This is a genomic window from Pedobacter petrophilus (assembly GCF_009674725.1).
Taxonomy (GTDB): domain Bacteria; phylum Bacteroidota; class Bacteroidia; order Sphingobacteriales; family Sphingobacteriaceae; genus Pedobacter; species Pedobacter petrophilus.
Window position 1 is genome coordinate 64,961 of sequence record NZ_WKKH01000024.1, and the last position, 12,755, is coordinate 77,715.

The window sequence follows — 12,755 nt, forward strand, 5'->3', positions numbered from 1 at the left end:
TAACAATATCAATTGTATTATTTTTACATCATACTGAAATTCTAAATAACATCAAAGTTGATCATGAAGCATCTATACCTATTATTTTGTTTATTTCTCTCCATTAATTCTGAGGCACAAACGTGTAATTGTTCAACTAATTTTAATTTCATGGTAAGACAGGTTAAAAAAAATTATGTTGGATTTAACGACAAAGTTGACAAATCAAATCAAAAGCAATTTGACGTATTCACTGATAGTCTTCAAAGAATAGCACTTACAACAAGTGAAAGTAAATGTATATCATTATGTAAAGAGTGGCTTTTCTTTTTTAAAGACAAGCATATGACCATTGCCTTCAATGCAAATCAACCTAAAGACTCTATTCTTCATTTTTTTTCGAAAGAAGAGAAGACAACTTGGTCAGAGGCAAAATTAACATCTCACTTAGCTAATAAAAAGATAAAAGTTGATTCAGTCGAGGGTATTTGGAATAACTCAACGAATACAAACAAATTTGGTGTTGTCCGTGATACCCTAAACCAGAATAAGTTTATCGGCTTTATTATTAAGGCTGATGGAACATTTTGGATCCCGCAACAAGTCAAATTTAAGCTTATAAAGAAGATTGGGCATTATAAATTTACCGATTTTTTAGCACGTGATCATTCAAATTATCCTGCTAAAGTTTCTATATGTGGTGATACTATGGATCTAAAAGAGATTGGAAAATTTTATAGGAACGTAATTCCTAACCAGAATTTGGACTATAATCAGTTTAATCCAAAGTTTGAAAAACTTGATGCTCAGACAAGCCTTTTTACTATACCAAGTTTTGCAATCGAATTAAAAAAAAAAACAGATAGCTTATTAATTAAAAATGCAACAACTTTAGAAAACACAGAACATTTAATTATAGATGTGCGAAATAATACTGGAGGAGCTGCAGATGCATTTGAAAAAATATTACCTTATTTATATACCAATCCAATACTAACTGAAAGTGCTCAGGTTTTAGCAACAGATGAAAATATCAGGGATGGGTATGAAAGAATTTTTAATTTGGTTTCTGGAGATACCAAGGAAAATTATAGAAAAAAAATTGTAAAACTCAAAGCAAATCGTAATCAGCTTTATTTATTATATCCTGCAGATACTATTAAATATGATACAATTAAAAAAAAACCTTCCCGTATATCTATTTTAATGAATAAGGGATCATCTAGTAGTTCCGAACTCTTTATTTTACAAGCTCAACAAAGTAAGAAAGTTAAACTTTATGGCACTAATAGCTCTGGTTCGATAAATTATCTTGAACGTGTAGAAACCCAAATGCCATGTAAATTTTTTACCTTAATTTATCCCCCAGCAAGGTTGCTAAGAGCTGATAAAGAAAAAGCAAATGTAGGTATTAAGCCAGATGTAGAAATCCTTTCAAATGTTAAAGATTGGATACAATTTGTTAAAGAATATAAATTATAGACTTTGTACTTACTCAAGAAATATAAAATATTGCTATATCATATCTGCTTTTGGATAAGTTATGTGATTTTAAATGTTGTGTTAAAAGCTTCGAGGAATCCAGATTATTCAGCTAACATATCAAGCAATTTGCTAGCTGATATTTTAATATTAAATATACCAACAGTATATGGGTTTTATATAAGTTGGTATGCTTATTCAAAACTTTTAAAACCAATAAAAGTAATTAAGTTAACTGCATCGATTATTATTATATTTATTTCTTATACGCTAGTTTGGTATGTAGTGGATTATTTGATACTACCGCAGATTGGGGAAGATTACATTCCAACATCACAATTTCAATTCGGGCATTTTGTCACTGTGATATTCTACATTTTTATAGAATGTAACGTTGTTGCTTTCGGTTTTCAATTTTTCAAAAAAACGATTAATCACCAAAGACTTTTAAGAGAAATACAAAATGAAAAACTTGAAATCGAATATGCCTTTTTAAGAGCGCAGATAAATCCACACTTTTTAAATAATACATTAAATTTCTTATATGCTAAATCATTACCCTTATCTAAAGATTTATCAGATGGGATAATGAACTTATCAGAGATTATGCGCTATTCACTTCAAATAGATCAAAATAATCAATTAATGCCATTGACTGATGAAATTGAACATTTAAAAAATGTGATTAATATTAATAGGCTAACTTTTAATAATTGCTTCTATATAAATTTAATAATTAACGGAGATACAAATGATTGTTCAATTGCACCACTAACATTAATTACCATTCTAGAAAATATAATAAAATATGGAGATTGTACCGATCAGGATGCTGAATCATATATTAAGCTGCAAATTGATGGAGATAAAAATTTGGCAATAGAGACTTTTAATAAGAAAAAAAGTAATCCAATTGAACATTCAAATGGAAATAATATAGAAAATTTACAAAAAAGACTTAAAAGTTATTACGGAAATAACTTTAAATTAATTACAAATGACCAAGAGTCTTTTACAATACTTAACTTAAAAATACCTAATAAAACTGCAATGGCTTAATATTTAATCGCCCAATTATTATTAAATGATAAACGCTCTAAAATTTTTCACAAAACATAAAATAATATTTTATCACATAGGTCTTTGGTTGGTTTATATTATGATCAGTATTTCGGCTGGCATTTTTACTTCGACTAAAAGTTACTCTACAGGTATACTCTATTTTTTCGTCACCTACTTACCCGACATTTATGCATTTTATTTATGTTGGATCATATATTACATTTATACTCACCCTTTAAATACTTGGCGGTTAATTGTTTTTTTGATTTTAGCCCATGCTTCCTATGCTATTTTTTGGTATATCACAGGTTATTACATTCGCCCTTTGGTCTGGCCTGACGGCCCTGCACCAAGAATTTTTCATTTTTTTGATTTCATTACTTTGAATTTATATAAGTTCGTTAAATATGCGCTATTATCTTTTAGCTTATTCTATTTCCATGAATCCTTTAAGCGGGAAAAACAATTAAGAATAATTGAAAAAGAAAAACTTGATACCGAAAATGCCTTTCTCCGTGCCCAGATCAACCCTCACTTTTTAAACAATACGCTAAATTTCTTTTATACCAAATCTTTACCCTTTTCACCAGAACTGGCCAATGGCATTATGACCTTGAGCGAAATTATGCGTTACTCGCTTGAAATAGATAAGGATGACCGGATGACCTTAATTGATGAAGAAATACAACACATTAAAAACGTAATAAAAATTAATCAACTCCGTTTTAACCATAAACTGCAAATTGATTTCAAAATTGAAGGGAATACGCAAAATGTCAGGATTATACCGCTGATATTAATTACTGTTGTAGAAAACATTTTAAAGCATGGAAATTGTACAGATAAAAAATACCCGGTACAAATTTTCTTAAGCATTAACGAAGCAGACGGCTACATTTATTTAAATACCTACAACCAAAAGAAAAAAGGGCCAAAAGAACTTTCCAGCGGAATTGGTTTAGCAAACATTAAAAAAAGACTTAGCCATCATTATCAGGATAAATTCATGTTAACCATTACCGATACTGAACAAGATTACTTATTAGACCTGAGCATCCCGTTTAGTACCATTACAGGAGAAGAAAAATCATTTAGGGAAATAAACTTTTTAGAAAAGCTACATTTGCAAACCATAAAGCCAAAACCATCTATCTCATGATTAATTGTATTGTTGTTGATGATGAAGAACATGCCATTGAAGTAATTCAACATTACCTTAAATCTGTTACCGCCATAGAAATTCTGGCAACATTTACCAACCCGATTGATGCCCTGAGCTTTCTAAGCAGTAATCCGGTTGACCTTATTTTTCTGGATATCCATATGCCAGGAATCTCGGGCATTGAATTTATTCAAACCATGAATAATAGAGATGCGCTGGTTATTTTAACTACTGCTTATAAAGAGTTTGCTACCGCAGGTTTTGATCTGGATGTAGTGGATTATTTGGTTAAACCCATCCCGCTGCCACGTTTCCTACAGGCTATAAACAAGGCACAAAAAATAATTAACACCCAAAAAAACAGCATAATTACTAATCATCAGCACAATGATTATTTTATGGTTAAAACAGAGGCTAAAGGCAAAATGCTCAAAATCAATATTTCAGAAATTGATTTCGTTGAGGGCATGAAAAACTATGTCGCCTTTCACCACAACGGCATCAGAACGCTGGCATTGTTAACGATGAAAGATGTGGAAGAAAATTTACCCAAAGCGCAGTTTCTAAGGGTACAAAAATCGTTCATTGTAGCGTTAAACCGAATCATATCGATCGATGGCAACCGGGTGATCCTTAAAGGTATCTCTACAGAAATACTGATTGGCGATACCTACCGCAAAGATTTCTTTGATGTAATCAAACAGCGGCTTATTTTATAAAACGCCTGCGTCTGAATTAAAACAGACAATTTTGAATCACAAAGACACTAAATCCATCCGGAAAAATCTTTTAGTTACCTCAAACACCAGCCCATTTTCTTTACAGAATAATAGAATTGCATCACGCAAAAAGCCTTATCTTTGCGCAACTCATAAAAAATACACTATGCTTAAAGGATTTTTTAACGTACCAACACCGGTAAACGAACCTATATTAAACTATGGCCCAGGCAGTAAAGAACGTGCACTTTTAAAAGAAGCACTTGCTGAGGCCCGCTCACACCAACAAGACATCCCGATGTATATCGGTGGTAAAGCTGTTCATACCGATAAAAAAGGTAAGGTAGTTGCACCGCACGATCATCAACATATCTTAGCCCAATTCAGCATTGGCGATAAGACACACATTACCCAGGCTATTGAAGCCGCTCTGGCAGCTAAAGAAGATTGGGAAAACCTTTCATGGGAACACAGAGCCGCTATCTTTTTAAAGGCAGCAGATTTAATTGCCGGCAAATACCGCTATAAATTAAATGCCGCAACCATGCTTGGGCAGAGTAAAAATGCTTATCAGGCAGAAATTGATGCCGCTTGCGAGTTGATCGACTTTTTGCGTTTCAACGTAAGCTACATGGCAGATATTTATAAACAACAACCTCCTGTTTCACCACGCGGCAGCTGGAACCGTGTAGAGCAACGCCCTTTAGAAGGTTTTGTATTTGCACTTACGCCGTTTAACTTTACTGCAATTGCAGCGAACTTACCCGCATCTGCAGCCATGATGGGCAATGTAGTGGTGTGGAAACCAGCAGATACGCAGGTGTATGCGGCCAACTTGTTAATGGAAATTTTCCGCGAAGCAGGTTTACCTGATGGCGTTGTCAACTTAGTTTATGCAGACGGACCCGAAACAGGTGAGGTGATTTTTAATCACAAGGATTTTGCAGGCATTCACTTTACCGGATCTACTAAAGTTTTTCAGGAAATCTGGAAAACCATCGGTACAAACATTCATAAATACAGATCATATCCACGCATTGTAGGAGAGACTGGTGGTAAAGATTTTATTCTGGTTCACCCTTCAGCACAAACGGACATTGCCAGCACCGCAATTGTGCGTGGTGCTTTTGAATACCAGGGGCAGAAATGCTCGGCTGCTTCCAGAGTATACGTTGCAGAAAGCATCTGGCCAGAAATTAAAGAACTAATGCTTCGCGATTTAGCGACATTTAAAATGGGTGGTACAGAAGATTTTACCAACTTTATTAATGCGGTAATTGATGAACGTTCATTTGATAAATTAGCCAAATACATAGATCAGGCTAAAAAAGATGAGGGCGTGGAAATCATTTCCGGTGGAAATTACGATAAGAGTAAAGGTTATTTTATAGAGCCTACTGTTCTTGTAGTTAACGATCCAAAATACACCACCATGTGCGAAGAATTATTTGGTCCGGTGTTAACGGTTTATGTTTACGCGGATCAAGATTTTGATTCCATTTTAGAAGTAATTGATACCACTTCACCATATGCCTTAACAGGGGCTTTAATTGCACAAGACCGTTATGCAATTGATAAAACATCACATGCTTTACGCAACTCGGCTGGTAACTTCTACATCAATGATAAATGTACAGGAGCCGTTGTTGGTCAGCAGCCATTTGGTGGTGCAAGAGGTTCAGGTACTAACGATAAAGCTGGTTCAATGATCAACTTATTACGTTGGGTTTCTCCACGTACCATTAAAGAAGTTTTTGAATCGCCAACTGATTACCGTTATCCTTTTTTAGCTGAAGATTAAGGTTAAAATCAGTCGTCCTGTGCATATTGCAGTCTCGCCTATATTCACCGGATGACTCATGACTAAACCTGTTAAACTAAGAAAACCCCGGCTGATGCCGGGGTTTTCCACTTATAAATGAAAGATAATTTGATATTACCCTACTTTAAATGCAGGTGTAACATCATCGAGGGAACTACAAGTCACTTCCATGTCTTTAATAATTCCAGTTTTTAAGCTATAAACCCAGGCATGCACAGATAATTCCTGACCATTTGCCCAGGCGGCTTGTACAATCGAGGTATTCATAATATTGGATGCACCTTCAATCGCATTTAATTCCACCAAACGGTCAAACCTTACATCCAGATCTTCAATAGTTGCCATTTCCTGCTCGTGTGTACGGTAAACATCACGAATATTTCTCAGCCAGTTATCAATGATACCCACTTGTTTATTACCTAAAGCTGCTTTTACACCACCACAGCCATAATGGCCACATACAATTACATGTTTAACCTTTAATACGTTTACCGAATAATCTAAAACGGAAAGCATATTCATATCGGTATGCACCACCACATTGGCAATGTTCCGGTGAACAAAAATATCACCTGGTTTAGTATTGGTAATCTGGTTGGCTGGCACACGGCTATCAGAGCAGCCAATCCATAGAACCGGTGGTTTCTGCCCTTCAGAGAGCTTATCGAAAAAGGCCGGATCCCTATCAATTACATCCTTTACCCAATCTTTATTTCCCTGTAATAATGCTTCGTAAGATATATCTTTTGTTTCTATTGTTTTTGCACACATGATTTTCTACTTGTTAATGTCTTCTACAAATTTGTTAGTTAATTTTGGCACAGAATAATGCTTCTGTATATGCTCTAAGGTTACTATAATGCCTTTTGTATATGCATTATGTTTATAATTAAAGATGGTTTCCAAAACATCAGGATCGATGTACCGGGCGTTTGAGCCATCAATAATTACATTTGTTTCGCGAGGAATATTTATTAAAACCACCTGGATTGCTGCCTTATTTAAAAATGAAACTTCTTCCGCCAGTTTAATTCTGATGTTCTTTTTATCTCCATCATTGCTAATTCTATAAAAGAAGGGATTCCGCATGTTGGTCCGCAGTAAATAAAATATCGAAACCAGCATTCCAACAGCCACACCTTTAAGTAAATCAGTAAACAGAACGGCCAGAACAGTGACTACAAATGGTACGAACTGATCCCATCCTTTATGGTACATGTGTTTGAACAAACTAATCCGGGTAAGTTTATAACCAGTTACCAATAGAATTGCGGCCAGGCAGGAAAGCGGGATCATATTAATCACCTGTGGGATAAACAGCAATGATAAAAGCAGCCATAACCCGTGGAAAATTGCAGCCATCTTCGTCCGGCCGCCAGCATTTACGTTAGCAGAACTCCGAACAATTACCGATGTCATGGGTAAACCACCCACCATTCCGCTGGTAATGTTTCCAATTCCTTGCGCAATCAGCTCCCGGTTGGTTGGCGATACCCTTTTAATCGGATCTATCTTATCAACAGCTTCTATACTTAAAAGTGTTTCTAAACTGGCAACCACAGCAATAGTAACGGCAACAATGTAAACGTTTTTATTCGCCAGCTGAGAAAAATCCGGCATGGTGAACAATCCTAATAAGCCATTGAAACCACTTACCACCGGGATCTTTACCATTTGATCTGCACGAAGTGGATGATCTGTTCCGGCGAAAAAAAATGTTCCTAAAATCCCTAAGGCCACAACCAATAACGGCGCGGGTACAACTGCTAATTTCGGAAATCTAGGCCAGATCAATAAAATCGCTATGGCCAGTAAACTGATTACCACAGCCGCCAGACTAAAATGACTAATGGCTGCAGAAATTGCCGAAAAAGTATTTTCATGATCTTGTTGAAAAAAGCCTTCATCACCACTAAAGTCGGTATCTACCCCTAAGGCATGTGGCAATTGTTTCAATATTAAAATCAAGCCAATGGCGGCCAGCATCCCTTCAATTACGCTGGAGGGGAAATAATTTCCAATTGTGCCGGCTTTTACCAAACCCAAAATTAATTGAAAAACTCCTGCTAAAACAACCGCCAGTAAAAAGGTTTGATAACTCCCGAGTGAAGTAATTGCACCTAACACAATCACGGTTAATCCAGCTGCTGGTCCACTTACACTTAACTGCGAGCCACTGCAGGAAGCAACCACAATACCACCAATAATTCCGGTAATTAAACCGGCAAATAGTGGTGCGCCTGAGGCGAGGGCAATACCTAAACACAATGGCAAGGCCACTAAAAACACTACAATACTGGATGGAAGATCTTTTTTAAGATTCTTTTTAAGAAAATACTTTTTGATATCCGAGCCTGATGAGGCCGGGTTAAACTTCTGCATAACGATATAATTATCTGGTAAATTTTAACGAATAAATCGCGGGGATTTTCTTAGAATATTTTCCAGAGAACGCAATAAACTACATTGTAATGTGCCATGTGTTTACAAAAGCTCTATAAAAAAGCATTCTAATTTAACCCCAATAAAAAAACTAGATAATGTTTGGCGGAGGTGTGGGTACCGTAGGATGATATGGATCTACATATCTTTTAAAATGTTCAATGAAACTACTCTTCAACACAATGTGACTGGAAGAGAATTCATACGAAAAAATAGGATGATTTAATTCCAGCAGTTTGAAATCGCTAAACTTCGAAATATCTTTAGAAGCATCTTTTCCGCCATCATGCTCCAATTCAATTTGCATGATCACAGCATTCATGATGTCTTTATCAATACACTTACAAAATACCGGTGCGCCAGAAATACCCATCTTCGCCAAGAAGATGAACATGAATGCACTAACGATAATATATTTGTATTTTCTAAAAAACATTTGGGTTTCTAATCCTATTATAATGTTACTATGCAAAAGTAGTCGGATAATCGAGTTTTTAATACTATATGTTGTAAAAAAAATGTAAAACGATATAAATCAATTCATTTGATTAATCTACCCGTAGCTACCGGGAAGATTTTGTCAGCGGTATAGCCCTTATTTTAATTAAATATTCGCTAAAATCGCTTAACCTTAACTCAATTCAGCATATGCTCACCTTGTAATACCGATGGTAATTTATAAATTTAAAATCTCATTACTTCTGCGATGGATAAAAAAATAGCACTACTTCAGGATAAAATAAAGCAAGCCAGTTTAGGCGGTGGTCAGGCCCGAATCGAAAGTCAGCACAAAAAAGGGAAACTTACTGCAAGGGAACGTATTCACTTTTTAATGGATGAAGGTAGTTTTGAAGAAATAGGGATGATGGTTACGCACCGGAGTACGGATTTTGGAATGGAACGCGAAAAATATTTGGGCGACGGTGTCGTTACCGGCTATGGAACCATTAATGGGCGTTTAACCTATGTTTTCTCTCAGGATTTCACGGTTTTTGGTGGATCATTATCAGAAACTCATGCAGAGAAAATTTGCAAACTGATGGATATGGCGATGAAAAACGGTGCCCCCTTAATCGGACTTAATGATAGCGGCGGTGCCCGGATCCAGGAAGGGGTAGTTTCTCTCGGCGGTTATGCTGATATTTTCTACCAAAACGTTCAGGCTTCTGGCGTGATCCCTCAATTATCTGCCATAATGGGGCCGTGTGCTGGCGGTGCCGTTTATTCCCCGGCTATTACTGACTTTATTTTAATGGTAGAAAATACTTCCTACATGTTTGTTACCGGCCCAAATGTAGTAAAAACGGTTACCCACGAAGAGGTGACCTCCGAAGAATTAGGAGGGGCAACTACACATGCTACCAAATCTGGTGTAACGCACTTTGCCTGCGCCAATGAAATTGAGGCCATCAATCATCTAAAGAAGTTGCTGAGTTACATGCCGCAAAATTGTGAGGAAATGGCTGAGCCAACCCCCTATGAAACAAGGGACGAAAGCAGGACATCGTTGAATACTTTTCTACCTCAAAATGCATCACAGCCTTATGATATCCGGGAAATTATGACTACTGTAGCAGACGAAAATACTTTTTTAGAGGTTCATAAAGATTTTGCCGAAAATATTGTAGTTGGCTTTGCGCGGCTGGCTGGCAGAAGTATCGGGATTGTAGCGAATCAACCTGCCTATTTAGCTGGTGTATTGGATAGCAATTCTTCCACAAAAGCGGCAAGGTTTGTCCGCTTCTGCGATTGTTTCAACATCCCTTTACTTGTTTTCGAAGATGTTCCGGGTTTCCTTCCGGGAACCGATCAGGAATGGAATGGTATCATCACCAATGGGGCCAAATTACTCTACGCGTTTAGCGAGGCCACTGTTCCACGCATTACGGTGATTACCAGAAAAGCCTATGGTGGCGCTTACGATGTGATGAACAGCAAACACATTGGCGCAGATATGAATTACGCCTGGCCAAGTGCAGAAATTGCGGTGATGGGCGCAAAGGGGGCTGCAGAAATTATATTTAAAAAAGAGATTACCGCAGCGGAAAACCCAGAAGAGAAATGGCTGGAAAAAGAGAAATTATATTCTGATATTTTCGCTAATCCTTATCGCGCATCAGAAAGAGGTTTTGTAGATGAAGTAATTGAACCATCACAAACCCGGATCAAGTTGATAAAAGCATTTAAGATGTTAGAAAATAAAGTGGTCAATCATCCGAGGAAAAAACATGGAAACATACCTTTGTAGAAAAAAGTCCATAGTCATCAGTCCATAGTCTGGCAGTACACAATCCAGACCTGCAAGACCCACGACTTTGAATTTTAGACTTTTGACTCCTGACTTTAGACTGTAATATGCAAACAACCTCATCATTATCCCGTACAGATATCCTGCTAATGGCTTTTTGTACCGGGCTAATTGTGGCAAATATTTATTATTGCCAACCTTTGGTGATCCTGATTGCCAAAGATTTTAAACTATCCGAAACGGATGCTGGCCGAATTACCTACATCACCCAAATCGGTTATGCATTAGGCTTATTCCTTTTGGTTCCACTTGGTGATATGTTTGAGCGGAAAAAACAGATTTTAACCATTACGGGTTTAGCCATTGTTGCCCTGTTAGTAGCCGCGGTTTCACCATCATTCTTTTTACTCGAAATTGCATCTTTATTGATCGGGATTTGCTCTATCGTTCCGCAACTGATTTTACCACTCGCGGCTAATTTAAGTTCTGATAAAGAGCGTGGCGCAAACATCGGAATGATTATGAGCGGATTATTGGTTGGAATTCTGGCTTCCAGAGCCGTAAGCGGAAGCATCGGTTTTTGGTTAGGCTGGAGAGCAGTTTATTATATGGCATCAGCTATCTGCCTGCTGTTAATTGTATTGATGGCTAAACGTTTTCCGCAAAGCTTCCCGGCATTTAAAGGTTCTTATAAGCAGTTGATGAGTTCTATGTTTAGCTATATGAAAACGCAACCAGTTCTTCGCGAAACATCCATCATTAATTTCCTGGCTTTCGCCATTATCAGCGCATTTTGGACCACCATGGTACTTTTTCTGGCAAATCCGCCTTTTAACTTTCAAACCTTGCAAATTGGTTTATTCGGGATTGCCGGTGCCGCCGGAGCGTTGGCTGCGCCTCTTGTTGGCAAGCTCAGCGATGGGAACAACCCGCGCAAAAACCTGATGATTGGCTTCATCTTACAATTAATCAGCATCGCATTATTTTACTTTACAGGCAGCCATTTATATCTGTTCGTTATCGGCATTGTGTTAATTGATATCGGCCAGCAAGCCATTCATGTAACCAATCAAACAAGAATCTACACCCTCATCCCAGAGGCCAGAAACCGGTTAAACACCATCTTTATGTCGGTAAGTTTTATTGGTGCCAGTTGCGGATCTGCATTAGGATTATGGCTTTGGGGCCATGGTGGCTGGGCAATGTTCTGCTATGGCATAGCCGGAATCACTTTGCTCAACATTTTGATTTATAAATTCTATGGCAGGAAAAACAAAACTTTATAATCTTTATGCTCATTCAAATTGAACAAATCTTCCCGTCATTAACCTGGAAAATCAGGCATGAGGTAATGTACCCGGAATTGCCTTTTGATCGTGTAAAACTGGCCGATGATTTTGAGGGCATCCATTTTGGATTATATGTTGATCATAAACTTACGGGTGTAGTTTCGCTGTTTCACGATGGAGATGTTTATCAATTCAGGAAACTGGCCATTCAATCGAACCAGCAGAAATCGGGCCTGGGAACGCAATTGATGCAGTATATCTTAGATTTTTGTAAAATTCAGAAAGCAACAAAGCTTTGGTGTAATGCCAGGGTAAATGCTAAAGAATTTTATTATAAATTTGGCTTCCACGAAACCGAAAAAACATTTTTTAAAGATGGCTACGATTTCGTGGTAATGAGAAAAGAATTTTAAATTACCAACCGTCGTGCTGAATTTAATTCAGCATCTTATTAATCAGATCCTGAATCAAGTTCAGGATGAACTGTGTTTAAATCCAAATAATAATTAAAATTTTTCCAAATAATATTTTGTTTTAGGAAGGTTGTAAC

The 12,755-nt window shown here is 37.0% G+C and carries 11 protein-coding genes; 8 read left to right on the forward strand and 3 right to left on the reverse strand.

The genetic code is table 11. The features are described from left to right. Positions 1-150 precede the first annotated feature (150 nt). From GJU39_RS15020 to pruA, 5 genes are all read left to right on the forward strand, one after another. A complete protein-coding gene (locus GJU39_RS15020) occupies positions 151-1,461 on the forward strand; it encodes a S41 family peptidase (RefSeq protein ID WP_167515697.1) in 1,311 nt (436 codons plus the stop codon). 78 nt (positions 1,462-1,539) lie between these two features. Next, positions 1,540-2,520, forward strand: coding sequence for a histidine kinase (locus GJU39_RS15025; RefSeq protein WP_167515698.1), 981 nt, complete (start codon positions 1,540-1,542; stop codon positions 2,518-2,520). A gap of 385 nt (positions 2,521-2,905) precedes the next feature. Further along, positions 2,906-3,682, forward strand: a complete 777-nt coding sequence (locus GJU39_RS15030; RefSeq protein WP_167515699.1) for a sensor histidine kinase — start codon at positions 2,906-2,908, stop codon at positions 3,680-3,682. Beyond that, positions 3,679-4,404, forward strand: coding sequence for a LytR/AlgR family response regulator transcription factor (locus GJU39_RS15035; RefSeq protein ID WP_154281784.1), 726 nt, complete (start codon positions 3,679-3,681; stop codon positions 4,402-4,404). Before GJU39_RS15030 ends, GJU39_RS15035 begins: the two co-directional genes overlap by 4 nt. A gap of 166 nt (positions 4,405-4,570) precedes the next feature. Next, on the forward strand, positions 4,571-6,205 hold the full coding sequence (pruA, locus tag GJU39_RS15040) for an L-glutamate gamma-semialdehyde dehydrogenase (protein ID WP_154281785.1): 1,635 nt from the start codon (positions 4,571-4,573) through the stop codon (positions 6,203-6,205). Positions 6,206-6,340: 135 nt separating this feature from the next. Here pruA and can read toward each other — a convergent pair whose 3' ends face one another. From can to GJU39_RS15055, 3 genes are all read right to left on the reverse strand, one after another. Further along, on the reverse strand, positions 6,341-6,997 hold the full coding sequence (gene can / locus GJU39_RS15045; protein WP_154281787.1) for a carbonate dehydratase: 657 nt from the start codon (positions 6,995-6,997) through the stop codon (positions 6,341-6,343). 6 nt (positions 6,998-7,003) lie between these two features. Further along, positions 7,004-8,608: a SulP family inorganic anion transporter gene (locus GJU39_RS15050; RefSeq protein ID WP_154281788.1), complete on the reverse strand. Its 1,605-nt coding sequence runs from the start codon at positions 8,606-8,608 to the stop codon at positions 7,004-7,006. Positions 8,609-8,759: 151 nt separating this feature from the next. Next, positions 8,760-9,104 carry a hypothetical protein gene (locus GJU39_RS15055; protein ID WP_154281790.1) on the reverse strand — a complete coding sequence of 115 codons (345 nt, stop codon included), beginning with the start codon at positions 9,102-9,104 and terminating at the stop codon, positions 8,760-8,762. Positions 9,105-9,374: 270 nt separating this feature from the next. Here GJU39_RS15055 and GJU39_RS15060 point away from each other — a divergent pair, with 270 nt between their 5' ends. The 3 genes from GJU39_RS15060 to GJU39_RS15070 all read left to right on the forward strand — a co-directional run bounded on the left by GJU39_RS15060 (position 9,375) and on the right by GJU39_RS15070 (position 12,618). Next, positions 9,375-10,916, forward strand: coding sequence for an acyl-CoA carboxylase subunit beta (locus GJU39_RS15060; RefSeq protein WP_154281791.1), 1,542 nt, complete (start codon positions 9,375-9,377; stop codon positions 10,914-10,916). 107 nt (positions 10,917-11,023) lie between these two features. Beyond that, on the forward strand, positions 11,024-12,202 hold the full coding sequence (locus GJU39_RS15065) for an MFS transporter (protein WP_167515700.1): 1,179 nt from the start codon (positions 11,024-11,026) through the stop codon (positions 12,200-12,202). Positions 12,203-12,207: 5 nt separating this feature from the next. Then, a complete protein-coding gene (locus GJU39_RS15070; RefSeq protein WP_154281793.1) occupies positions 12,208-12,618 on the forward strand; it encodes a GNAT family N-acetyltransferase in 411 nt (136 codons plus the stop codon). Positions 12,619-12,755 lie beyond the last annotated feature (137 nt).

Coding starts and splice junctions, on each gene's coding strand:
- GJU39_RS15035 (WP_154281784.1), top strand. CDS start 3,679: ATGATTAATTGTATTGTTGTTGATGATGAAGAACATGCCATTGAAGTA.
- GJU39_RS15070 (WP_154281793.1), top strand. CDS start 12,208: ATGCTCATTCAAATTGAACAAATCTTCCCGTCATTAACCTGGAAAATC.
- GJU39_RS15055 (WP_154281790.1), bottom strand. CDS start 9,104: ATGTTTTTTAGAAAATACAAATATATTATCGTTAGTGCATTCATGTTC.
- pruA (WP_154281785.1), top strand. CDS start 4,571: ATGCTTAAAGGATTTTTTAACGTACCAACACCGGTAAACGAACCTATA.
- GJU39_RS15020 (WP_167515697.1), top strand. CDS start 151: ATGGTAAGACAGGTTAAAAAAAATTATGTTGGATTTAACGACAAAGTT.
- GJU39_RS15065 (WP_167515700.1), top strand. CDS start 11,024: ATGCAAACAACCTCATCATTATCCCGTACAGATATCCTGCTAATGGCT.
- GJU39_RS15050 (WP_154281788.1), bottom strand. CDS start 8,608: ATGCAGAAGTTTAACCCGGCCTCATCAGGCTCGGATATCAAAAAGTAT.
- can (WP_154281787.1), bottom strand. CDS start 6,997: ATGTGTGCAAAAACAATAGAAACAAAAGATATATCTTACGAAGCATTA.
- GJU39_RS15060 (WP_154281791.1), top strand. CDS start 9,375: ATGGATAAAAAAATAGCACTACTTCAGGATAAAATAAAGCAAGCCAGT.